The sequence below is a fragment of the Acidobacteriota bacterium genome, from assembly GCA_009838525.1.
GTDB lineage: Bacteria > Acidobacteriota > Vicinamibacteria > Vicinamibacterales > UBA8438 > VXRJ01.
In genome coordinates this window covers 66,491-90,968 of record VXRJ01000027.1, presented here as the reverse complement: position 1 = coordinate 90,968, position 24,478 = coordinate 66,491, and the positions used below count along the sequence as shown (strand labels likewise).

At 66.4% G+C, this 24,478-nt stretch carries 17 protein-coding genes (1 of these 17 only partly in view); 7 read left to right on the top strand and 10 right to left on the bottom strand.

Features of this window, described 5'->3' with window-relative positions; all coding sequences use genetic code 11:
- A protein-coding gene (locus F4Y45_11850; GenBank protein MXY25200.1) for a hypothetical protein crosses the window boundary here: on the top strand, positions 1 to 120 show its end. The gene continues 699 nt to the left of window position 1, outside the view; the window shows 120 of its 819 coding nt (coding positions 700-819); its start codon lies beyond the left edge, outside the window; its stop codon occupies positions 118 to 120.
- 63 nt (positions 121 to 183) lie between these two features.
- Here the strand turns inward: F4Y45_11850 and F4Y45_11845 are convergent, their stop codons facing one another.
- Positions 184 to 2,175, bottom strand: a complete 1,992-nt coding sequence (locus F4Y45_11845) for a peptidase M49 (protein MXY25199.1) — start codon at positions 2,173 to 2,175, stop codon at positions 184 to 186.
- On the opposite strand from F4Y45_11845, the gene F4Y45_11840 reads away from it, so the two are divergent.
- Both F4Y45_11840 and F4Y45_11835 read left to right on the top strand, forming a co-directional pair.
- Positions 2,174 to 4,651, top strand: coding sequence for a S9 family peptidase (locus tag F4Y45_11840; protein MXY25198.1), 2,478 nt, complete (start codon positions 2,174 to 2,176; stop codon positions 4,649 to 4,651). The two genes, F4Y45_11845 and F4Y45_11840, sit on opposite strands and share 2 nt — an antisense overlap.
- Positions 4,652 to 4,691: 40 nt before the next feature.
- Entirely contained in the window at positions 4,692 to 5,558 is an 867-nt protein-coding gene (locus F4Y45_11835; GenBank protein MXY25197.1) for a hypothetical protein, read from the top strand.
- A 14-nt stretch (positions 5,559 to 5,572) separates the two neighbouring features.
- On the opposite strand, the gene F4Y45_11830 is transcribed toward F4Y45_11835, so the two are convergent.
- From F4Y45_11830 to F4Y45_11790, 9 genes are all read right to left on the bottom strand, one after another.
- Entirely contained in the window at positions 5,573 to 6,535 is a 963-nt protein-coding gene (locus F4Y45_11830) for a hypothetical protein (GenBank protein MXY25196.1), read from the bottom strand.
- A 56-nt stretch (positions 6,536 to 6,591) separates the two neighbouring features.
- Positions 6,592 to 7,863, bottom strand: a complete 1,272-nt coding sequence (locus F4Y45_11825) for a DUF1552 domain-containing protein (GenBank protein ID MXY25195.1) — start codon at positions 7,861 to 7,863, stop codon at positions 6,592 to 6,594.
- A gap of 2 nt (positions 7,864 to 7,865) precedes the next feature.
- Complete coding sequence (locus F4Y45_11820) at positions 7,866 to 10,370, bottom strand: DUF1592 domain-containing protein (protein MXY25194.1); 2,505 nt, start codon at positions 10,368 to 10,370, stop codon at positions 7,866 to 7,868.
- A 63-nt stretch (positions 10,371 to 10,433) separates the two neighbouring features.
- Entirely contained in the window at positions 10,434 to 11,195 is a 762-nt protein-coding gene (locus F4Y45_11815) for an SDR family oxidoreductase (protein ID MXY25193.1), read from the bottom strand.
- A 21-nt stretch (positions 11,196 to 11,216) separates the two neighbouring features.
- Positions 11,217 to 11,708 (bottom strand): hypothetical protein, encoded by a 492-nt coding sequence (locus tag F4Y45_11810; protein ID MXY25192.1) that lies wholly within the window; start codon positions 11,706 to 11,708, stop codon positions 11,217 to 11,219.
- The gene (locus F4Y45_11805; GenBank protein MXY25191.1) at positions 11,705 to 12,544 is read right to left on the bottom strand and encodes a cytochrome b/b6 domain-containing protein; all 840 of its coding nucleotides are present in this window, start codon (positions 12,542 to 12,544) and stop codon (positions 11,705 to 11,707) included. The genes F4Y45_11810 and F4Y45_11805 overlap by 4 nt, the downstream gene beginning before the upstream one ends.
- Entirely contained in the window at positions 12,545 to 13,546 is a 1,002-nt protein-coding gene (locus tag F4Y45_11800) for a xanthine dehydrogenase family protein subunit M (GenBank protein MXY25190.1), read from the bottom strand.
- 36 nt (positions 13,547 to 13,582) lie between these two features.
- Complete coding sequence (locus F4Y45_11795; GenBank protein ID MXY25189.1) at positions 13,583 to 16,009, bottom strand: xanthine dehydrogenase family protein molybdopterin-binding subunit; 2,427 nt, start codon at positions 16,007 to 16,009, stop codon at positions 13,583 to 13,585.
- A gap of 2 nt (positions 16,010 to 16,011) precedes the next feature.
- Positions 16,012 to 16,644, bottom strand: coding sequence for a (2Fe-2S)-binding protein (locus F4Y45_11790; protein MXY25188.1), 633 nt, complete (start codon positions 16,642 to 16,644; stop codon positions 16,012 to 16,014).
- 336 nt (positions 16,645 to 16,980) lie between these two features.
- On the opposite strand from F4Y45_11790, the gene F4Y45_11785 reads away from it, so the two are divergent.
- The 4 genes from F4Y45_11785 to F4Y45_11770 are packed head-to-tail and all read left to right on the top strand — an operon-like array spanning position 16,981 to position 24,435.
- Positions 16,981 to 17,649, top strand: a complete 669-nt coding sequence (locus F4Y45_11785) for a TetR/AcrR family transcriptional regulator (protein ID MXY25187.1) — start codon at positions 16,981 to 16,983, stop codon at positions 17,647 to 17,649.
- Positions 17,646 to 19,142, top strand: a complete 1,497-nt coding sequence (locus F4Y45_11780; protein MXY25186.1) for an efflux transporter outer membrane subunit — start codon at positions 17,646 to 17,648, stop codon at positions 19,140 to 19,142. The genes F4Y45_11785 and F4Y45_11780 overlap by 4 nt, the downstream gene beginning before the upstream one ends.
- On the top strand, positions 19,139 to 21,154 hold the full coding sequence (locus F4Y45_11775) for an efflux RND transporter periplasmic adaptor subunit (protein MXY25185.1): 2,016 nt from the start codon (positions 19,139 to 19,141) through the stop codon (positions 21,152 to 21,154). The genes F4Y45_11780 and F4Y45_11775 overlap by 4 nt, the downstream gene beginning before the upstream one ends.
- The gene (locus F4Y45_11770; protein ID MXY25184.1) at positions 21,151 to 24,435 is read left to right on the top strand and encodes an efflux RND transporter permease subunit; all 3,285 of its coding nucleotides are present in this window, start codon (positions 21,151 to 21,153) and stop codon (positions 24,433 to 24,435) included. Before F4Y45_11775 ends, F4Y45_11770 begins: the two co-directional genes overlap by 4 nt.
- Positions 24,436 to 24,478 lie beyond the last annotated feature (43 nt).

The window sequence follows — 24,478 nt, the reverse complement described above, 5'->3', positions numbered from 1 at the left end:
AACCCCCCCCTCCTCGCGCCCTCGACCGGGGGGGGGTCCCTACAGCCCCCCGCGGAGGCCACCGCCCCCATCCGCGCGGCGGCGGGGCGCGCGGGCGCGCCGCCTGGCTGGCTGCGGTAGCTAGCAGGATTGCCGGCCTGGAGGCCGGCGCCCCGGCAAGCCGCAACCCAGCCCGCGCACCGCTCAGCGCTTGCCCGAGTACTCCAGCATCTGCTGGGTGAAGTCCTGGGGGTAGGAAATCCGGACGTCGGTGATCGTGCCGTCCACCGCCGTGATTGCCTCCAGCTTCGGCATCACGAAACCGGTGTAGGAGGGTAGATTCACCTCTGCGACGCGCTCCAGCACCTCGTCGCGCAGCGCCGGATCGAACCGGATGCCGTAGGTCTCGAACAACGTCCTCGCCGCATCGTAGTCGCCTTCCGACTTGATGCGCTGCACCTCGGCCAGCAGTTCGGCCACGCCGGCCCGGAACGCGTCGGCGTCCGTCACGACGTTGTAGGTCTTGCCGTCTCGCTGGCGCACGTCGATCGCGCCGGTATTGTCGATCAGCCAGTGGACGACCATCTGCCGGTTGCGCATGTGGTCCTGCTCGAGCTGGTTGCCCTCGCGTACGCGCCGGAGTTGCAGGATCGCGTTGCGCGCATATGCCTCGTACTGGGCCAGCACGATGTCGGGCTGATCGGCGGCGTCGAAGATCCCGATCTCCACCAGCTTCGGGTCGGCAATGAAGTAGAGCGCGATCAGGTCGGCCCGCGCCTCCTCGAGAGCGGAGTACTGCTCGCGAAGGAACGGCTGCGCGTTGCCGCCAAGCCGTTCCGAAAGCTGCCCGGAGGCGTGGCCGATCACTTCGTGCATGTTGGTGTTCATGTTGCCCGCGAGGCTTCCCCACTGCTCGGCCCGCGCGGTCTCCGCATCGTCCCAGGTGAACTCCGCACGGTAGGCGGCCGGCGCCGACAGGTCGTATGCCTCGATGACGTTGGAAAGCGAGATCGACTTGCTGCCGTACTGCTCGCGCACCGTCTGGTCATTGGGCAGGTTGATCCCGATCGGCGTAATCGGTCCGGCGTCGCCGATTTCGATGACGACGTCGATCGCGTTCGCGGTAATACCTCGGACCCCCTCCTTGCGGTACCGCGGATCCCATGGCATGTGATCCTCAAACCACTGCGCATGCTCGGCGAGCGTCTGAATCGTCTCGGCTTGCTCCGGATTGACATAGAAGACCAGCGCCTCCCACGCGCCCTTGGCGCCCCGCGCATCCATGTAGACCTCGGTGAAGCCGTTGATCGTGTCGACCGGCGAGTCCCGATCGGCCACCCAGGCGATGTCGTACGCCTTGCGGTCCTCCGGCTCTCCCGTGCGATACCAGGTGATCAGGGCCTCCAGCGCCGCTGCCATCGGCTCCGTCGCGAATGGTATGGCCGCTTCGAGATGGCGCACCACCTCGCGCAGTTCGTCGGCATAGCGGCCGTCGCCATCAATCCGGTATACCTCCTCCACGAGTCGGCCGTCTTCCTTCACCAGGCGGGAGTTCAGCGGGTACCGCTCATCGAACCCCTCGAGGTCGGCCATCGAGACCCCGGCGTGGAGGTTGTTCGCGCTGGACAGCAGCATGTCCTCGCCAGCGCGCGGCGACTTGTTGGTCAGGATCGGATCGACGTCGGGATCGAAGATGATGGGCTCGAGCCGAGAGAGCATCGCGTCGAGTGTTTCGCCATCCTGTACCGGGAACTCCGCGCCGGCGGAAGCCGCGGCATGCACCGCCTCGGCGAACGCCTCCGGCGTCGTCTCCGGAAGGAACTTCCGCGCCGTCAGGTTGTTGAACGGTCCCTGGTTGATCCAGAAGAGCTTCGTGTAGCGCTGAATCGCGTCCAGCGTGGTTGTGTCGACCCCGTCCGCGTGCGTGAGGATCTCCTCAAGCACCTCGCGCATCTCGAGGTTGTGGGCGTAGCGCTGGTCGTAGAAGATGTCGCGTCCCGCAAGCGCGGCATTGTAGAGGTGCCAGATGAGCGTTTTCTCGCGCAAGTCAAGGGACTCGAAGCCATCGGCGTAGATCTGAGCGATCGCCGCGTCGTCAATCCGCTCCAGCAGATACGGCCGGTCGGACGCCGGGGCGGCGTCCGTAGTGGCTGGCGCCGGTGACGGCTCCTCCCCGGGCGTCGCGCAGGCCGACATGAGCACGACAACGGCGATCGGCAGGACAACCAGACTGGGAACGACGAGGGAACGGTTACGCATCATCGAACTCCTCCGGCCTCGCCCACGACCCCGGAGCAGAAACCGCCCGGCTGTGACTTCTGCCTCCGGGGCCGGGGCCGACCGTTGTAGAATCGGCTGTTTCGCGATTATACCGGCCCGTACGGGCCGGAAGGGTCAGCCCATGAGACGCCCGATCACCGCCGTACCACTTCTCCCGACCGTTCCGGCAATGGCTATTCTCGCCACAACGGTCGTCTCCGGTCCGGCCTGGACGACACCCGCCGGTGCACAGGAACGAACGCTCACCGTCGCCGACCTGTACGACCCGGGGGGGCGTATCGACGTGGGCGGCAGTGCGGCTCGGGGCGCGTGGATCGACGACGCACACTACGTCGAACGGACTGCTCCCGGCGGCGCCGGCAGCCCCCTTGCCCGGGTGAACGCACTGAGCGGAACGCGCGAGGCGCTGTACGACACTGCAGCTTTCGAAGCGGCGATAGCCTCGCTCCCCGGCCTGACCGACGACGACGCGCGCGACATCGCACGGCGAGCGAACCATGTGATGAACGGCACCCGTACCGCACTCGTGTTCAGCTTCGCCGACGATCTCTACCACTACCGGCTGGAAACCTCCGACGTCCGCCGTCTGACACGGACGCCGGAGACCGAGATCGAAGTGTCGTTCAGTCCGGACGGCACGCTGGTCGCGTTCGTCCGCGACGGCAACCTGAACGTCGTCGACATCGATGGACAACGGGAGGTTCCGCTGACCACCGACGGGAGTGAGCGGGTTCGCAACGGCGAACTCGACTGGGTGTACCAGGAAGAAATCTACGGCCGCGGCAACTTCCGCGGCTATTGGTGGAGCCCCGACTCGTCACGCCTCGCGTACCTTCAACTCGACGACCGCGACGTACCGATCTTCACCGTGCTGGACCACATCCCTTACCGGCCGGAGGTGGAGGAGTGGGAGTATCCGAAGGCGGGCGACACCAATCCGACGGTCCGCCTCGGCATGGTTCGCGTGGCGGGCGGCGCCACCACTTGGGCCGACCTCGCACGCTACGCCACGGACGACCCGTTGATTGTCGAGGTCGGCTGGACCCCCGACAGCAGTCGAGTCGTTTTCCAGATCCAGAATCGGGAGCAGACCTGGCTCGATCTCGATCTGGCCCACCCGTTGGACGGCTCGGTTCAGCGCATTCTGCGTGAGACTTCCGAGGCGTGGGTGAACGTCACCGGTGCGCCCAGGTGGCTCGACGACGGCACATTCCTTTGGCGGAGCGAGCGGACCGGCTGGGCGCACCTCTACCACCTGGACCGCGACGGCAAGGTGCTGAGCACCGTCACCGGGGGAGAGTGGGAGGTTCGCGCCGTCCATGGGGTCGACGAAACGGCGGGCATCGTCTATTTCTCGGGCACCGAACGGAGCCCGATAGGTCTCGACGTCTACCGCGTCGGTCTCGACGGAACCGGGCTGCGCCGCCTGTCCGAGGCGCCGGGCACGCACAGCGCCGCCTTCAGCCCGGGGTTCACCCACTATCTGGACACCTGGAGCGACATCAACACACCGCCGCAGGTACGGCTCCACGCGGCAGCGGACGGCGCGGAGCTGCGCGTCGTGGCCGCGCGCGAAGCGCGCGCGCTCCGGGACTACGCTCTCCCCGAACCGGAGTTCGTGCAGGTGGAGAACCGCGACGGCTTCGCGATGGAAGGGTTGCTGATCAAGCCGCCCGACTTCGATGCTTCCCGGCAGTACCCGGTGTACCAGCACATATACGGTGGTCCTCACGTCCAGCGGGTCCGGAACGCCTGGAGCCGGGAGACGCTCTGGTGGCAACTGCTGGCCCAGCGCGGCATCGTCGTCTGGGTGCTCGACAACCAGACGGCGAGCGGCAAGGGGGCGGTCTCCGCCTGGCCAGTCTATGAGCGCTTCGGCGAACTGGAGCTGAAGGACCAGGAAGACGGACTCGACTGGCTGATTGCGCAGGGCTTCGTCGATCGGGAGCGCGTCGGCATTGAGGGATGGAGTTACGGCGGCTTCATGGTGAGTTACGCCCTCACCCACAGCGACCGCTGGGCAATGGGGATAGCCGGCGGGTCGGTCACTGACTGGCGCGACTACGACACCATCTACACCGAGCGCTACATGCGGATGCCGCAGCACAACCCGGAGGGCTACCAGCGCAGCTCACCCCGCTTCAAGGCGGACAGTCTCAGCGGCGCGCTGCTCCTGGTCCACGGCTCGATGGACGAGAACGTCCACATGCAGAACACGTTGCAGTTCGCTCATGCTCTCCAGCAGGCCAACAAGCCGTTCGAGATGATGATCTACCCAAGGTCGCGCCACCGCCTGGGCGGGGCCGACCTCGAACACCATCGCCGCGAGCTGATGCTCGACTTCGTTCTCGAGCATCTGCGTCCGGGTCATGCCGGCGCGGCGTCACGCTGACCCGACTCATTCACGCACCCACTGACACCAGGAGATCCCGATGCGCAACATGCTTCCCTTTGTTCTCGTTCTGGCGCTGGCCGCCGGTCACGGCGTGGCAGCCGCCCAGTCGATCGATGGCGGCCGCGGCGCCCTGCCGGTCACCGTTCCCGACAGCTACACCGGTGATACTGCTGCGCCCCTCATCGTGCTGCTCCACACCTACGGCCGGACCGGCGCGGTTCAGAACGAGTACATGGGGCTCAGCGACTTGGCCGACGACTATGGATTCATCCTGGTGGCGCCCGACGGGACACCCTCTCCCGCGCAGAACAACCCGCTCTACTGGGATGCCTCCACCGCGTGCTGCAACTGGACCGGTCCCGAGCTGGACGACTCCGGGTACCTCTCCGGCCTGATCGACAAGGTGAAGGCCGACTACCGGATCGATCCAAAGCGGGTCTACGTCATGGGCCACTCGAACGGCGCCTTCATGGCCTATCGCCTGGCGCACGACCACTCGGGGGCCATCGCGGCGATTGTCAGCATCGCCGGCGCTGACCAGTCGGAGGAGCGTCCGGCCCCGCCTTACCCGGTCCACGTGCTGCAGATCCATGGCGACGCGGACACCGCGATCGCGTACGACGGCGGCGAGATCCAGGGGGCGGCCTATCCGGGGGCGCGCGAATCAGCCGAGAACTGGGCGGCGCGGAACGGCTGCGACAGCAACGGCGAGGACGTCGCCATGCTCGATCTGGACCGTTCGATCGACGGGATGGAATCGACCGTGACCCGCTGGACAAGCGGCTGCAAGGCAGGCGGATCGGCCGAGCTCTGGACGATCGCCGGAGGCGCCCACATCCCCGAACTGTCGCCCCACTTCACGCGGCTCGCAGTCGAATGGCTGCTCGCCCACCCGAAGCCGTAGGGACGGAAGACGACTCAGCGAGGCGCCGCTTCCGCCTCGGCCTTGCGGGCGCCGGCCAAAATGTTCGGCATGGCGTAGTTGCCCTCGTGGCAGGCGTACTCGAACACCTGCCCGTCGAGCGGCCGCAAGGTCTGCACGGCGGTCCAAGGTGAGGTCCAGACGGTCGGGTCGTCGATCGTGAACGTGTACTCCAGGATGTCGGGGCTGACCCGCCGGAAGCGTTCCACGAGGCTCCGCGCGTTCGCACTGGCGCCAATGATGGTCAGCCGGCGACTGAGATTGGTCGTCTCGACCACCAGCGTATCGCCCTCCCAGCGGCCGCGCGAATCGCCGAGCGGCTGCCGGATACCCGTCGGAGGCCGGTCATCGAGTGGGATAATCCGGATCGATCCCATCATCTCGACGTACATCGCCACGTGATCGGGGGTCTGGAAGATCTGGACGTTGTTGTTGTACGCGGTCGGGTAGATGGGGAGCGCCATCGTGCCGATGCATCGGTCGAAGGAGTTGCGGTCGAGGTAGGTGTCGGGCGGCGGTTCCTGCCCCCAGGCGGGCGTGTTGCGCGCCGCCTCGATCGCCTCCGGGGTCATCGGGGGCCGGCGGCCATTGGGCGGATCGACGATGAGCGACGTGCGCCGGCTCTCGACTACCTGCGTGCCGAAGTCCATCCAGAACCAGTTGTAGGCGCCTACTGAGCCGCCCGCCTCGGTTCGTTCGGCCGGCTTCTCGTCCATCGCCCGATCCCGCTCGGCCGCTTCCTGCTCCCGGGCCGCCGCCTCTTCCTCGCTCAGGAATTCCTGATCGCCGAGTTCCTCGGGGCGCTCCAAAGGCGTGATGGTGCGGAAGTCCCAGACGCCTCCCAGAGCCGGATCGCCCCAGGACGTCACGGGCGGCTCCGCGGCGCCTCCCTGCGCCGTCGCGGCTACGGGCCCGAACAACGCCACACCGATTGCCAACGCCAAGAGTTGTTGCCGCATCAAGCTGCCTCCCGGGTCCGTTCCGTCACAGGTAGACCGGCACACGCGCCCCAGCATCAGGACCAGGTCAGGGCGCTGGTGCTCTGCGCAAACGCGTCGGTTTCCACGCCCATGTTCTGGAGCATGGTGACGAACAGGTTGCAGAGTGGCGCGTTCTCTTCGCCCTCGTGGACGATGTGATGGCCGTGGTTGAAACCGCCTCCGGCAAGGAGGATCGGCAGGTCGCTCGCGGTATGCGCGTTCGCGTTACCGAGATTGCTCCCGAAGAGGACCATCGTCGAGTCGAGCAGGCTGGCGCCGTCGGCGCCGGTGCGGCTCCGCAAGTCGGTCAGCAACTCGCCAAATGCGGAGACGAGTTCCCTCTCGATCAGCTTGAGCTGGGCAATCTTCGACTCGTCCTGCCCATGGTGCGAGAGGCCGTGCTGGTCGATGCTGACCCCGGGCACGTTCAGGACAGTGCCGTGGTCCTGGATCATCAGGCTCACGACGCGCGACGAGTCGGTCTCGAGAATAAGGGGAATCAGCCGGTACATCAGCTTGACACGGCCTACCAGGTCCGCCGCGTTCGGCAGGTCCTCGGGAGGTTCCTCCGCCACCACGGGCTTCGGCCGCTTCTGCCAGGCCTGCACCTCAGCCAGTTCCTGCTCGGCGGTGCGTACAGCGTCGAAGTAGGCGTCAAGCGTCCGCTGATCGGTCGAGCTGACGCGTCCCCGCAGCGCCGTGGTCTGCGACTGCAGACGATCGAGAATGCTGGCCCCCGCGTTCAGGCTGCGGGTCTCGCGTTCCACTTCCTCCGGCGTACCCTGCAGGAAGAGCTGCTTGAACACGCTGGCCGCGCTGGATTCGGCGGGCACCATCGCTCCACTGCTGGTGTACGACTGGCTCTGCGGCGTCGCCGTGCCGAGCACGACGGAGGGGAACCGCGTCACGTAACCGAGGTGGTTGGCCGCGACCTGGTCCACCGAGATGCTGTTCCGGAACCCATCAAGCCCCGGACGCCGGGCCGCCGTCAGCCAGGTGATCTCCGAGTTATGTGGTTGGCGGCCGGTCTGCTCTTCGTGCGAAAAGCCACTAAAGAGAGTGTACTGCTCTCGGTGGTGATCGATGAGCGACAGGTATTCGGTCGCCTCGTAACCGGCACCCGCCGCGGTTGGGAACCACGATGACGAATACAGGCCGAGCGTGTTGCAGATGTTCAGCATCCGCGGCGGCGCGGTAGCCGAGGCGCGCACCAGGGCCGGCGTCATCGACTCGAGCCATGGCAGGGCAAGCGCAACACCCGAAGCCCGGAGAAACGTCCGGCGGTCGAGCGGTCGGGGCAATGTCATGGCTACTGTCTCCTGAAGAGGTCGCTCCCGACGACCTCGTGAATCATGCTCCGGATCGGATATCCCTGATCGCGAAGACGGGCGACGATCTGATCCACTGCATCCCTGTCCGCGAACTCAATCTCCGCACCCGTCGAGAAGATCAGCAACTGGGACGCAAAGTGCCGGGCCACTTTATCAAGTTCCTGCTCGAGCAGGATCTGCTTGTACTCCACGATTCCGTCGAAGCGGTCGCCTTGGGGCGTCACTCCGGTCGTGTCGACGGCTGGGCCCTCGGCGAAACCACCGAACCTTCCCGTACCGCCGGAAACCCGGTAGTTGTTGCGAAATCCACCGATCGGATCGAACGACTCGAGCGCAAAACCGGGCGGATCTATGGACCGGTGGCAACTCGCACAGACGGGGTTGGCGCGATGCGCCGTCAACTGCTCGCGGATGGTCGTCGTGCCGCGAGTGTCCGGCTCGAGTGAGCCGACATCGGCGGGTGGTGGCGGCGCAGGTGTTCCGAGCAGGTTCGCCAGGACGTAGTTGCCGCGCGGGACCGGGGAGGTCGTCGTGCCGTTGGCGGTGATCTTGTGAATGCTCGCCTGCGTGAGAATTCCGCCACGCGGGCTGTCGGCCGGCAACTCCACCCTTCGCATGTACTGTCCCGTCACGCCTTCGATACCGTAGTGCTCCGCGAGGCGGCGGTTCACGAAAGTGAAGTCGGAGTCGACCAGGTGATCGACCCCGAGATTCCCGGCGACCAGTTCCTGCAGGAAGAGCTCGGTCTCCAGGCGCATCGCCTGCCCGAGACGATCGTCGTACTCCGGGTACAGGCTCGCGTCCGGGCTCGTCTGCCGGATCTCGTAGAGGCGCAGCGCCTGGCCGGCGTAGTCGGTTACGAAGCGCTGGCTCTTCGGGTCGTCCAGCATCCGGTCGACCTGCGCCGACAGCACCGCCGGATCGGTCAGCCGGTCTGCATGCGCCAGATCCGTTAGCTCGGCATCCGGCATGCTCCGCCAGAGGAAGTACGAGAGCCGGGTCGCCAGAGCGAAGGCGTCCAGGCCTCCCGCGCTACTCGCGTGGAAGAGAAACGGCGGTGCGGACAGGACGGCGCGAAGCGGTACCCGTATCGCCTCGCTGAACGGCTGGCCATCGCCGAGGAACGGCTTGGCCAGCCCCGCGTAGGCCTCCAGCTCGCCCTCGACCAGCGGCCGGCGGAACGCTAGCGGCGCGAAACGCGCCACGATGTCCTTGACGTGCTCGTACGGCTCCTTCGTCAGCCGTATTTCGCCTGTGTCATCAAAGTCGACACCCGTCAAGAGTTGCCTCGTGCTCTCCGGCGGCCAAGTGTCAAAAAGCGGCCCCTCGATCGTCAGAGACCTGAGCGCGATCCCTTCGCCCATCCAGTTGTCGACGTTCTGATCCGGCGCGAAGTGATTGGGAGGGGGAGCGTCGACCGGGGGAAGCAGTTCCGCCACCGACGGCGCGATCAACTCGCCCGGGCGCATGAACGTCTCCAGGATGATGGTACGACCCGCTTCATCGAGCAGATCGAAGACACCGATCAGGTTGTCCAGCGACGCCGTAATCCCTGCCATCTTGCCGCGGTACACGGTAAGCGTGACCGGCGTGCTGGCCTGGTACGCATACGCATCCAGCGTGACGCGGTACCGGCCCGGAGACGGCACCCCATAGCCCTCGCTGGCGCTGTGCAGCGTATAAGTGGACCCGGTGTCGTAGAACGCGACGTACGCGTCATCGAGCTTCTTCACGATCCCCGCGCCCAGGAACTTGCCGGAGCTGATCATGTGAAGGTACTCGGAGGCCGCGTAGTCGATCCGGCGGGTCTCGGACACCGGGCGCGGCCCGACCTGGAGCGCCGCATCAAGGGCGCGGTCGGCCGCGTCGAGATAGCTCCGCACATGCAGCGACGACATGGTCTGATTGGCCGCCACCGTATCGAATCCCCCGGAATCCGCCTCGGCCGGCAGCATCTGTCCCAGGTCGCGGGCGACGTCTTCATCGATCCCCAACAGGTCTTGCAGGGTGTAGGCGTACTCGAGCCGCGTCAGCCGCCGCAACGGTGTCCGTTGCGGACCGCGGGCGGCGAGACTGGCGCCGACGAGACCGCCGCGCAACGCGTCAAGCGCCTTCTCCGCGATCGCGGGATCCGGGCGCGGAGCGCCTCGCGGCGGCATCTCGCCCGCCTCGACCCGCTCGAAGACCCGCTCCCACTTGCGGTGGGTCTCGCGGTTCGTCAGATCGAAGTCGATTTCTTCGAAGTTGAGGGGCGTTACGGTGCGCGCACCGTGGCAGGCGATGCAGGATCCCTGGACCAGCGCCCTGACATCGGCTTCGATGGGCTGGGCGGACGCCAACGCCGGAACGAGCGCCAGCGCTGCCACCGCGATGGCACGCATGTTGAGCATCGTCTTAGTCCCCTGCCACGCTCCGTGTGCCGGTCGACCGGTGCAGCCAGGGGCCGCCAGCGGCGGCGCCCATAAGTTAGTGACTACTAACATGCCTACGCTAACACAGCGGATACACCCATTGCAATGCGAAAGCCGGAGGTCGTTTCGGGCACGCTACCGAACATGCCGGCCACCATCGACGCGGACCGTCTCACCCGTAACGAAGTCGGATCGGATGAGGTCGAGCACCGTGCTGGCCAGCGCCTCAGGCCCTCCCCAACGGCCGAGCGGCGTAGCCGCCTCAACCGCCGCCACCTCTTCGGCATCCAGTTCTTCCGGAGGAAGCAACGGACCCGGAGCGACCGCATTCACGAGGATCCTGTCTCCTGCGAGTTCCAGCGCCAGCGCTTCGGTCAGGGCGATGACGCCACGTTTGGCGACATAGTAGGGCAGGTAGCCCGCGTATCGGGGCCGGCCGCTAGCCGCAGTCCAGTCGGAGACGGTGACGATCCGCCCGCCGCCCGCCGCGCGAAGGTGCGGCACCGCGGCCCGCGCCAGGCGGAATGCGGCCGTGAGGTCGATGTCGAGCGCCTTGGACCAGTCGTCGTCACCCAACTCGTCGAACGGCGTATGACGGTACGTGGAGGCAAGGTGGACCACTATGTCCAGGCGACCCAAAGCGGCGGCGGACCGATTCACCAGCGTGGCCGCAGCCGATGGAGCGGAAAGGTCTGCTTCCAGAGCGATTCCCTTCCGGCCCTTCTGCCGCACTGCCTCCGCGGCCTGATCCGCTTCTTCGCGAGATCGTCGGTACGAGAAGGCCACATCGACGCCAGCGGTCGCGAGGCACGCAGCGAGCGCCACTCCCATACGCCGGCCGCCGGTGAGGAGCGCGGCCTTCCCTGTGAGATCCATCAATCCTGCGGTCGCCGGCATGCGCGCCGGCCACCACCGCAGCTAGGTCTGCTGCGGCTCTGTGGATCGATCGGGCGGTGGCGGAACGTCAGCCGGAACTCCAGGCGCAGGCTCAGGCTGCACGTGCGGCGCCTGTGGCGCGTCCGGACGGAGCATCTCGTCCACGAGGAATACGTCGGTCAGCAACGCCCGAACGTGAATCATGCCGTTCAGGTTATCGACCATCTGTGACGTAATGCCGGGCTGCGCCAGCACGAGGTCGACCGCAGCTCGCGCCGATTCCGCGTCGCGCCGAAGCACCTCGATGAATCGCCGGTAATCTCCCCGGCGCGACTCGTCCCGTTCGCCCGCCAGGTTCAGAAAGGCGTCGCTCAGTTGCGGAAGGGCTTCCGCCAACTGCTGTAGCTGCCTGCGTACCTGCGTGTCGCCGGCCTTGGCCATCTGCGGAGTGACTCCGCGGGCCGCGTACGCAAGACAGAACTCGTAGCTTTCTTCGACGACGTCGACGAGCGCCTTGAGGGTAACGGCGCTCAACTCTTGGACGAGTCCCGCGACACGACCCAGCGGTCGGGATCGTGGTGCGACAAATAGTTCTCACGATCGACCGAGCCGAAGATCATGGCCTTCGTAAGCCACAGCTTGTCAGGTCGGACCGCGAAGTAGATGTGCGTGATCGTCAGCATCACGAACAGCACGGCACCCAGACCGTGGAGCACGTACATCAGCCCCCAGGTCTCTTCAGCCAACAGGTACGCGTTGTGCGCCACCAGCGGGTTCTCGATCCGGAACATCATGACAAGCCCGGTCGCTATCACGGCGAAACCCGCCAGCATGACCGCAGTGTGATACAGCTTGTGATCGAGCGGGTACTTGCCGTGCTTCGGTACCGGTCCCGCATCCTGCCCCAACTGCCGCTTCACCCGGGCGATCGCTTCCTGCAGGTCAGCCGGCAACAGCCAGATCGACCAGAAGTCCAGAAAGAACGTCGAATGGATGATGTGGTAGAGGATCGAGATCGTCAGGACGACGCCGGCAATCCAATGGATCGTGACCCAAGGGAACTGAATGCCGACAATCGGGAAGAAACCCGTGACGAGCAGCACGAGCATCGCGACCGCCATGATCCAGTGAAACAGCCTCGCAGCGAGCGTGTGCCGCTCGATCTGGGCCGGTACGGCTCCGCCTCCCGCGCTACCACCCGCATCGCCACCGTTCGCGCGGGCGAGTTTCGGCAGCCATACAGCCGCGTAGGCGACGTGAAAAACGCAGAATGCGACGCCGAGCCAGAAGGAGAGATAGAGCAGGTCCCAGGAGACCCTGATCAGGATCTCCTGGCCCCAGGGGTTGGTACCCCACTGAAACAACTGCATCTACGCCTCGACGCCTCGGACTGACCGCACGACGAGGTTGCGCAGCAGCGTCACCTTGTAGCCGTTGTGCGCCAGCGGACGAACCCCGTTGATGGCGATCTCGCCGGCACGCGACGCCGTCGCTTCGCTCACCTGCTGTCCACGCACCGCGTTCTCCGCGGCGATGAAGCGGACGGGATACGGTGCGACGCCGTTGGCAACTATGCGGATGTCCTCGATCGTTCCGTTGCTGACTCTCGCCGCCGACGCGACGTTTGCCAGCGGGAAGTCCCAGACCGCCCGGTCGCGCGCCTTCTCGAAATAGAAGCTCGCACCCGCGAAGGTCGACGGGATCCGGATGGACGTCAGAATATCGCCCGGTTGCAGCGCGGTCATCCGCATGATGTCGACGGCTGGACCGATGAAGAAGTCCTGCGCCGGGATGACCCGCTCGCCGCCGCTGTTGCGCACCACCATCTCGGCGTCGAGCGCCACCAGCACGGGCGCGGTGTCCGAGGGGTTGACGGCGACGCACCGGCTCGCGCCCAGGATCGCATGCTCGCGATTCATGGCAGTCGGTGTGTCGGCATAGCAGATGTTGCCGCCAGCTCGGTAACAGCTCCACCCGTCACGGTAGTACCAGCAACGAGTGTCCTGGACAACGTTGCCGCCGATCGTCCCCTGATTCTGAATCTGGGGCGACGCGGCCTGCGACGCCGAGTCGGCCAGCATGCTGTACTGACTCGCCACCTCGGGGTGCCGAATGACCTCGCGCAACGTGGCCATTGCCCCGATTTCAAGTCCGTCACCGGTGGAGCGGATCTCCCGCAGCGACTCGACGCCGCCCAGGTCCACCACCGCCGCCGGCTTCTTGACGCGGTCCTTGAGCCAGTCCCAGGTGTCGAGTCCACCTGCAAGCACCCACGCCTCGGCTCCATACTGATCGAGCACCCCCAGCGCCTCTTCCGTGCTGGCAGGCTGGAAGAGCTGGAATGCCGGCATCTTGTCGCGAATCACGGCCATTGGATCTTCTCCCTCTCCAGATGTTCCAGTTCGGCGCTACACGTGCGTCGTCAGCTTGTTGTGGGCCTCGGTCAGCTCAGGATTGAGCTTCGTGAGGATCATGTCGCGCATGATCGGCGAGCGATTGAAATCTACATCGCCACCCAGGGCATCCGAAATGGCGTTCAGCACCGCGCCGGTGCCGGCGCCGACGGGCGCCTCACCGATACCCTTCGCCCCGATCGGGGAGAACGGATCCGGCTCGTCGGCATTGAGCCACCCCATCTCCGAATCGTGTGGAGAATCCAGAATCGTCGGCGGACGGTTCGAGTAGAACCGCTTGGCGACGTGCAGCCCCCACTGCGGGTCCATGACCCACTTCTGTCCAAGGGCCACGCCGAAGCCCTGGATGCCACCACCGTGCACCTGGCCGCCGAAGTTCTGCGGATGCAGGATGGTCCCGGCGTCCGAGGCCACCTTGTAGTCCTTCAACTCCACCGCCCCGGTCTCGATGTCCACCTCGACCTCGGCGAAGCCGATGCAGAAGGAGATGTTCCGGCCGCCGGTCTCGAAGTTGTCCTTGGCGGCAACCACGAGACCCTGCCCCTGCAGCCCAGTTGCGGACCGGGTGGTCATCTCGTTGAGGTCCTCCGGCAGAACCGAGCCGTCATAGACGCCACCCATTTCGATGGCGCGCTCGGACGCCTGGGCGAAGGTCATCCCCTGACCCCGGTTGCCACGCCGGTAGACGCGGCCGTCCGACACCTCGAAGCTGTCGGGCGATCCGCCGAACCGGTCTGCCGCAATCTCCTGGAGGCGCTTCTTCGCCTCGAGGCCGGCGGCCCAGTTCGACCTGGTATGGCCATGGGTCGTCTGGCTGCCACCCTGAATGGCGCTCCAGGGAAGGTGCTTACTGGTGTCGCCCCAGACCACTTCGGCCTGCTCCCACGGCGTGTCGAGCGCCTCCATCGCGGCGCGCGACGTGTCGGAGAACGACTCGGTGCCGAGGTTGCCGACGCCGGTATGAATCTCCACCATCCCGTCGGGACGGATGACCAGCAGGCCGTCGACACCCGATGTGCCGGCCGAGTAGGAACTGATGGCCGCACCGATGCCGGTCACCTTGGTGCCGTTGCGCTGACCGCTCCGCGCCATCATGCCTGCCCAGTCGAACTCGGTGCGAGCCTTCTGGATGGCCTCCTTCGGGAAGGCGCCCGAGACGTTGCTCTGCTGTCCCTGCCGCGGACGCCCGAACAGGGCCTGGCCCTCCGGCGCGTTCAACTCGATGATGTCGAGCCGGTCCACACCGAGTTGCCGGGCCGCCTTGTCGACGATCGGGGCATACATCGCCACCGCCTGCACACCGCCCGGCGCCCGTTGCGCCCCGCGTGGCGGCGTGTTGGTGTAGACGGTGATGCCGCGAACCCGCGCGTGCTCCGGCATATACATGAGCGACGCCTGATCGGCGCATGACATGTAGTCGCCCGAACGCCCGTAGGGACCGCCATCCTGAACGAGGGCCAGATCCATCGCCAGGATCCTGCCGTCGCTCCGGAAACCGAACTTGGCGCGGCACTGGATACCCGGTCGCGCGCGACCGAAGAAGTTCTCTTCCTGCCGCGTCACCCGCATCATGACGGGCTTGCCGATCTTGCGGGACAGCAGCGCCGGGATCCGCGACTGAATCGACGCGGCGATCTTGCTGCCGAAGCCCCCGCCACAGTACTCGGTGAGGAGCACCAGATCGGTCGGGTCGACGCCTATCCAGCGAGCCATGCCGGCCTCGGTCCGGGCGGTGCTCTGGGTCGAGGCGTGCATGTAGCACTTGCCGTTCTGCCAGTAGGCCATCGCCGTCCGGGTCTCGAGCGGCTGGTGCGACAGCGACGCCGAGAAGACCGTTTCGTCAAGCACCAGGTCCGACGCCGCGAAGCCCGCCTCCACGTCGCCCACCTGCCACTCGTCGGTCATCTCGCCGTTGGTCGGCAGGATGCCACGGTCGATCTCGCTCCAGTCGACGTTGTCCCACTTGATGGTCGACAGGTCGCGACCCACCATCGTGTTGCCGTCGAGGCGCGCGTTCGGACCGCCCGGCCGCAGGCTCTCGAGCGGATCGAGAACGAACGGCAGCGGCTCGAAGTCGATGTCGATCGCTTCGATAGCCTCGGCCGCGGTCTCCTCGTCGACCGCCGCAACAGCGAGAATCGGCTCGCCCTCATAGAGCGGCTCGTTGGTGAGACCCGCCTCCTGAGGAGCTTCCGCCGGCTCGAGGTCGTCGGCCGTCAGGATGCCCTCGACTCCCGGCATCGCCAGCGCCGCGCTGGTGTCCATCCGCCGGACCCGCGCATGCGGCATCGGGCTGAGGAGCAGCTTCGCGAAGACCATCCCCTCCGCACGGAAATCCTCCGCGTACTTCGCCCGTCCCGTCACCTTGGCGAGAATGTCGGGCGTCGTGTAGTTCTTGCCGATCAGCTTGAAGTCAGCCATCGTCAGCTCCTCATCCCGTTACGCGTGTACTCGCACGCCTTCTCTGCGACGTTGAGGATCTTGTTGTAGTCGATGCACCGGCAGATGTTGCCGGCCAGGTGGTGGGCCGCCTCGCCACGCGTAGCGTTCGGGTTCTCCTCGGTGAGCGCGACCATGTTCATCACGAACCCCGACATGCAGAACGCACACTGGAAGCCCTGCAAGTCGACCACCGCCTGCTGCACCGGGTGCAGCGTCCCATCGGCGCTCTCGAGGCCCTCGATCGTCAGAACCTCGCGCCCGCGCACCTGATGAGTAAGCGTCGAGCAGGAGTACTGCGGGACCCCATCGACCAGAACGGTGCAGGCGCCGCACTCGGCACGGTCGCAACCGATCTTCGTGCCGGTGAGCCCCAGCTTGTAGCGCAGTGTCATCGCCAGCGTTTCCTGCGGCATGACGTCGACGCGCCGCTGCTGCCCGTTGACGTTGAGCGTCACGAGCCGCTCGACCGCGCCCGGCGCCTGCGCCAGCACAATGCCGTTGTTCCGCAGGACGTAGCCGGACGCCGACACGCTTGCGCCGGTCGCGATAACGCCCTTGATAAAGCCCCGTCGCGAGACGCCCGGCTGTTGGGCCTGGCACTCCTCACTACTCATGTGCGTGTGAGCCGCGTCTCCCATGAGACGACCTCCTCAGTGGCGCGACCATCGCGCCTGGAACCAGCGGGAGAAAGTCCTCCCGAGGTGGTGAGTGTATCACCAGACAACGTCGATGCCAAGCCCCGGCACCAAGTTTTCTAGACTCCGGCGGCTCTCCCATAACTCACTTTTTTTCAACAACTTATAGAGACTGGTGCCGGATTGTCCAGTGTCCGGTAACTACTTGGCGAGAAAATTCCCGCGGGCCATCGCCCAGACAGGACCACGAGCTCTCCAAATACGGGGTTGAACTTCCCCGCGACTCCAACGTATGATTGAAACAACTGTTTAATCATGGCAACCGGCACCAAGGAACGGATCCTGGACGCGGCGGAGCGACTGTTCGGCGAGCGGGGCTTCGCCTCGACGTCGCTTCGCGACATCACCGCCGGGGCGGGCGTCAACGTCGCCTCGGTGAACTACCACTTCGGATCCAAGGAGGCGTTGCTGGAGGCGGTGCTCGAGCGGCGGTTCCGGCCAATCAATAGGGAGCGCCTCGCGATGCTGGACGCCGTGAATGCACGCGCGGGAGAAGACCCGCCGCCAATCGAAGAAGTGGTGCGCGCGTTCCTGTTGCCACCTTTCGAGCGGCAGCGCGCATGGAGCGCCGACGCGCAGGTGTCGTTCCTCCGCCTGGTGGGGCGGATTCACGCCGAGACGAACGAGGCCTTCCGCGCGATGCTGGTGGAACAGTTCGATGAGGTCCGCCAGCGTTTTCAGGCGGCCCTCCAGCACGCGCTGCCCGACCATCCCGACGTGAACTGGCGGATGCTCTTCATGATCGGCTCCATGTCGTTCACGATGTCGTGGGGGCCGATGCTCATCGGGCGGGAAGACGCCGGGCACGTTCCCGAGAACGTGCTCGAGTCGCTCGTCCGGTACACCGCCGCCGGCATGACGGCGGCGTCTTCCCATGCCGCGGCGCCGGCCCGGGTGGTTGCCGGCGCGGGTGCGAGGCGATGATGATCCGAACGGCGCTACGGCTCTTCCTGTTTGCGGCCGCAACGCTCGCGGCGGGGTGCGCCATCACCGCGCCTCCGGTCGAACGACCGGAGATAAGCGTGAGCCTGCCCGACGACTGGACCGCCGGCGAGATCCCGGCCGGCCAGGTGGCGCCCGACTGGTGGACGGCGTTCAGCGACGAAGAACTCTCACAAGCGATCCACAATGCGCTCACTCGCAATCTGGACCTGCAAGCGGCGGCCGCGCGCCTCGAGATAGCCGCGGCGGACGCCCGCGCGGCAGCGAGCGCACTGAACCCCAGCCTGCAAGCTTCATACAGCGGCATCCGCCGGAAGCAGAACTTCATCGGGTTCCCAATCCCGGGAGCTGGGGATCGCGTCCTGAGCACCGTCTTCACGAACCACGGAATCTCCCTCGACACGGTCTGGGAAGTCGATCTCTGGGGTCGCCTTCGCACTTCCGAGCAGGCGGCCCTCGCCGACCTGCAGCGCGTCGGCGCCGATCTGCGCGGCGCCCAGCTGTCGCTCGCGGGTCAGACTGCCAAGACCTGGTTCGCGATCGCGGAGGCACGCCAGCAGGTACTGCTGTCAGAGGCAACCGTCGACAGCTTCCGCGAGTCGGTCGACGTCGTTCAGCAACGTTTCGAGGCGGGCGTACGTCCCGCCCTGGATCTCCGGCTGGCCCTGCTCAACCTATCGAACGCCGAAGCGCAACTCGCGGAGCGGCGGCGGCAGCTCGATGCCTCGCTGCGCCAGCTCGACCTCCTGCTCGCCCGGTATGCGTCGGGGGACATCACGCCGCCGTCGGAACTGCCCGCGATGCCGCCGCCGGTGCCGGGCGGCGTACCAGCGGACCTGGTGGCGAGGCGTCCCGACCTCGCCGCCGCCGAACGGCAGGTGGCCGCTTCCGAGGCCCGGCTGCATGTGGCGCGGCGTCAACTCCTTCCCGGCATCAGCCTGACCGCAAACACCGGCACCGCCACAAACTCGCTGCTTTCCCTCCTGAACGGCGATTTCGGCGTCTGGGGCATCGTGGCGAACGTCGTCGCGCCACTCTGGCAGGGCGGCCGGTTGCGCGTGGACATCGACCGTGCTGAGGCACAGGTGGCCGAAGTGCTCGCGAACTACGTCAACACGGCACTTACGGCGTACAGCGAAGTGGAGACCGCGCTCGCGGCCGAGGAGTACCTGGCGGACCGCGTCACCCACCTCGCGACCTCCGTCGAGCAGTCCCGCGCCGCGGAACGCCTTGCCGACGAACGGTACCGGGCCGGTCTCGACACCTACATCACCGTCCTGGACTCGCAGCGGTCGGCCTTTCAGGCGGAGTCGGAACACATCGCGGCCCAGCGCCTCCGCCTGGAAAACCGTGTGGATCTCTACCTGGCCCTCGGCGGCGGCTTCGAGCAACTCGAGGCGCCGGTCACCATCGCCAGCCGCGGCGACAGCACCACCAGTGAGCCGGAAACGGCATCGAATGGAATAGCCCCATGAAACGCCTACACCTTCGCATCCTCCAGGCCCTGCTGCCGCTGATCATCCTTGCCGCGGCCGGCTTCATCGCGCTCACGATGTACTGGAATCGGCCTCCGGTGGAAACACTGGCGCCAGTGGTGACGCCGCCGGGCGTTCGCGTCCACGAGGTCGCCCTGACCGACGCGCCGCTTACCGTCATGAGCCAGGGAACGGTCCGGCCACGTACCGAGAGCCAGCTCGTTTCCGAGATCGACGGCCGCGTGATCTGGGTCGCGCCTTCCTTCGTCGAGGGCGGGTTCTTCGAAGCGGATGACGTGCTCGTTCGGATCGACCCGTTCGACTACGAACAGCAGCTCGTCAGCGCACGGTCGCAACTCGCGCAGGCACGTCTTCGCCTTGCCGAAGAAGAGGCCGAGGCGGAGGTGGCGCAGAGGGAATGGGAAACGCTCGGCCGTGGCGACCCGCGCGAACTGGCGTTGCGCAAGCCGCAGCTCGATGACGCACGCGCGGCCGTGGCGGCGGCGGAAGCGGGTGTCGAGCGAGCCGTACGCGATCTCCAGCGGGCCGAGATTATTGCGCCGTATGCCGGCCGCATGCGAGCCAAGAACGTCGATATCGGCCAGTACGTTCGGAGGGGCGACTCGGTCGCCACCGTCTATGCGGTCGATTTTGCGGAAATCCGGCTGCCGCTTCCCGATGACGAGCTCGCTTATCTCGACCTTCCACTGTCGTATCGCGGCGTCGAACAGCAGGCGCAGCCGCAGGTGACCCTGCGCGCGACGTTCGCTGGCCAGACACACTCGTGGAACGGGCGCATCGTCCGCACCGAAAGCGAGATCGACTCGGTGAGCCGCATGGTCCACGCCGTCGCCGAGGTCGCGGATCCGTACGCCCAGGGCGCGAATCCGGACCGCCCCCCGCTTGCGGTCGGTATGTACGTGGAGGCCGAGATCAGCGGGCGCACGGCCCGCGGCGTTGCCGTGCTTCCGCGCGAGGCCCTGCGCGGCCGTGACCGGATGCTGGTGGTCACGCCTGACGACCGGCTCGAGTTCCGCACCGTCGACGTGCTCCGAACCTCGGCGGAATCGGCGATTGTGGAAACTGGACTGGTGGCGGGTGAACTCGTCGTAGTCTCACCGCTCGACGCGCCGACCGACGGAATGCTGGTGCAGCTTGCCGCTGCGGATCCCGCCCTGCTTGCGCGAAGGAACGGAGCGGCGATGGACGCGCGACCGGCTTCCAGTGCTGACCCTCCGGCCGACGGGGCCGCGCCCGCCGCCGTCACGGCTCCGGACCGCGCGGAACCCGCAACCGGCGCTGCGGCGCCGACGGCTGCTCCCGCGGCGGCCCCGGCCGCCCCGGCCGCCCCGGCCGAAGGATCCGACCAGGAATCAGCCCGCGTTGAGGCACTGCCGCAATGGCTGGAAGCGATCCTGGATGAGACCCCGCCGGCCGGAGCAAACGGCCGTCCAGCGAGGAACGAACGGGCATCCGCATCCGCACGAGAAGCTCCGTCCGTTGATCGGTCCGTCGACCCGGGAGAGGTGGCGGCCCGCGCGGAGACTGTTCCTGCTGCGCCAAGGGACACGGCGCGAGACCGGCGGCGGGCCGCAGCATCGATCAGCGCGCTCTCGGTGTTGCCGTTCGATGACCTGAGCTCGGGTCGAGAGGCGGGACTGGACGTGGACCTCGGTGTCGTCATCACGGAGGCGGTGACGGCGCGACTCGCGGCGCTGCCCGGGGTCGGGGTGATCGCGGGTGGCGACGACGCGATGTGGGTGGTTGGTGGCGGCATCCAGCGCATCGGGTCCATGCTCCGCGTGACGGCGCGACTGACCGACGCGCGTAACGGCGCGGTCATCTCGGCCGTCAAGGTCGACGGCACGGTTGAGGCACTGGCCGATCTTCAGGAGCGCGTCGCGGACGCGATGGCCGACAGCGTGCGAGACGCGCTAGCCAGCGAGGCGGGGCGGGCCAGCGGCGGAGGCGCGGATGCCGCCGCTCCGCGTCGGGATGGGGGGCAGGCATGAAGAGCGGCGGAATCGCCTGGTTCGCCCGAAACCCCGTCGCCGCCAATCTGATGATGGTCTTCATCATCACGAGCGGCCTTATCGCCACTACCGCGGTTACGGAAGAGGTTTTTCCGGAAGTGGACCTCGACCGCATCAGCATACAGGTGCCCTACCTCGGAGCCGCCCCGGAAGAGGTGGAGGAAGGGGTCGTACTTCGGATCGAGGAGGCGATTCAGGGCATCGACGGCATCAAGCAGATTGTGTCGACCGCCTCCGAGGGCAGCGCGTCGGTCATCGTCGAGCTCGAGCTCGGCGCCGACTCCCGCCGGGTGGTCGACGAGGTCAAGAACAACGTCGACGCGATCACGACGTTTCCGCTCGAGACCGAAGAGCCAATCATCCGCGAGTTGCTGGCGCGCAACCAGGTGGTGGACATCTCCATCGCCGGCCAGATGGACATCTTCGCCCTCAAAGGGGTCGGCGAGGAGGTTCGGGACGAGTTGTCGGCCCTGCCCAGCATTACGCAGGTCGACCTGGTCAGCGCGCCGCCTTACGAGATCTCGATCGAAGTCTCCGAAGTGGCCCTGCGCCGGCACGGCATGACGTTCGACCAGGTGGCGGACGCGGTGCGGCGATCGTCGCTCGATCTCCCGGGCGGCTCCGTTCGCACCGACGGTGGCGAAATCCTGCTGCGGACGATCGGTCAGGCCTACCGCGGCAACGAGTATGAGGATCTGGTCCTGTGGACGCGTCCGGACGGCAGCCGCCTGCGTCTTGGCGATGTGGCAAACGTGATTGACGGGTTCGAGGAAACGGATCAGTTCGCCCGGTTCGATCGGGCCCCAACGGTCATGGTGTCGGTCTTCCGGACTGGAGATCAAAGCGCGCTGGACATCGCGGAGGACGTCACGCGCTACGTGGAGGACAAGCAGGCCCAACTGCCCACCGGCGTTTCGATGGTGATCTGGCAGGACCAGGCCGAAGTGCTCAATGACCGTCTCGTGCTGATGCTGCGCAACGGCGCGACCGGGTTCGTGCTGGTATTCGTAGTACTTGCGCTCTTCCTGCAGTTCCGCCTCGCGTTTTGGGTGAGCCTGGGCATTCCGATCTCGTTCCTGGGCGCCATCGCACTCATGCCGGGGTTCGACGTGACGGTGAACGTCATCTCGCTATTTGCCTTCATCCTCGTCCTCGGGATCGTGGTGGACGACGCCATCATCGTCGGCGAGAACATCTTCCGGCACCAGGAGAACCATGGGGATGGCCTTCGGGGGTCCATCGAAGGCGCGCGAGAGATTGCGAAACCGGTCGTCTTCGCGGTGCTGACGACAGTAGCGGCGTTCATGCCGCTGATGTTCGTCCCGGGCATGATGGGGAAGATCTTCCGGGTCATTCCGCTCATTGTCGTCCCATGCCTGCTTTTCTCGCTCGTGGAGTCGCTGGGGATCCTCCCGGCTCATCTATCGCACGTGTCCAAACGGCGTCGTTCGGGCGCTTGGCACTCGTTCCAGCAGGTGTTCGCGAACGGGCTGAAGTCGTTCATCCGGAACGTCTACCAGCCGCTCCTGGAGACGGCCCTCAAGTGGCGCTACGTCACCGCCGCCACCGGGGTGGGCACTCTGATCCTGACCGGCGGGATGGTCGTCGGCGGATGGACCAACTTCCAGTTCTTCCCGTCGATCGAAGCCGACTTCATGGCGGCGTCGGTGACGATGCCGCAGGGCACCCCGGCCGATGTCACCTCGCAGGCGGTAGAGAAGATGGAGGACGGCGCCGCGCGGCTCCGCGCGCGACTCCTGCAGGAAACCGGAATGGACTACTTCCGCCACGTGTCCACGTCGATCGGCGATCAGCCGATGGCGGCACGCGGTCCCGGGCCACTCGGCCCGGTACAGAGCGTGAGTGCGTCAAACCTGGGTGAGGTGACTATCGAACTCGCTCCTGCTGAGACCCGTTCGTACACGAGCGAACAACTCGGTGGCATGTGGCGGGACGCCACAGGAGCGATCCCGGAAGCCGTCGACCTCAATTTCTCCATGTCCCTGATGACTCCGGGTGACGACGTTGATGTCCAGCTCGCCGGGCCGGATGTCGACCGCCTGCGCGCCGCGGCGGAAGCGGTCAAGGGCCGGCTGGCCGAGTACACCGGCGTGTACGAGATCTCGGACTCCTTCCGCGCCGGGAAGGAAGAGATGCAACTCGGCATCAGGCCGGCGGCGGAAACTCTCGGTCTGACGCTGCAGGATCTCGGCCGGCAGGTCCGGCAGGCCTTCTACGGGGAGGAAGCGCAGCGGATACAGCGGGGACGAGACGACATCCGCGTCATGGTGCGTTATCCGAGGGACGAACGAAGGTCACTCGGAGACCTGGAGAACATGCGGATTCGAACGCCCAACGGCGGCGAGGTACCGTTCAGCCAGGTTGCCCAAGTTGAGCCGGGCCGCGGCTTCGCATCGATCAAGCGCGTCGACCGGAACCGCGCTGTGAACGTCACCGCCTCGGTCGATCCGGCGGTCACCTCCGCGAACGCAGTCATTGCTGATCTGGACAATCGTATTCTCCCGGAACTGCTCCGCGATTACCCGGGGGTTTTCTACACGTTCGAGGGCGCTCAAGCCGAACAGGTGGACGCCGTTTCCGGCCTGCAGCGCGGGTTCGTCCTCGCGCTGCTGATGATCTTCGCCCTGCTTGCGGTGCCGCTCCGTTCCTACGTGCAACCGCTCATCATCATGGGAGCCATCCCGTTCGGGCTGGTGGGCGCCATCTGGGGACACATGATTATGCGGCTCGACGTCACGATGATGTCGATGTTCGGCCTCGTCGCCCTGACCGGGGTGGTCGTCAACGACAGCCTGGTCATGGTCGATTTCATCAACCGCGCGCGAGCCGTGCACGCCGACGTGGGCCGGCGCGTTCGCAAGGCGGGTGGCGCCCAGCCGGACCGCGACGAGTTCGACTCCACCGGCCTCAAGCTCGCGATCCGCGAAGCGGGCAGCAACCGTTTCCGACCCATCCTGCTAACGTCGCTGACGACATTCTTCGGCCTGGCGCCATTGATGCTCGAACGGAGCATGCAGGCGGCTTTCCTCGTGCCGATGGCTGTCTCCCTCGCGTTCGGCGTGCTGTTCGCGACTTTCATCACGCTGATCCTGGTGCCGACCGCCTATCTCATCCTCGACGACATCCAGCGGGGGCTGCGATGGATGTCCGGGCGCGGCGCCTCCGTGGTGACCGAGCAGGCCGATCTGCCGCTCTCCGCGGATGGCGTCGCCGCACCCATCGCCAGGACATCTTCCTGAGCGCGGCGGGAATCGGTCAGGAATCGCCGGGGAAGCTCACGGC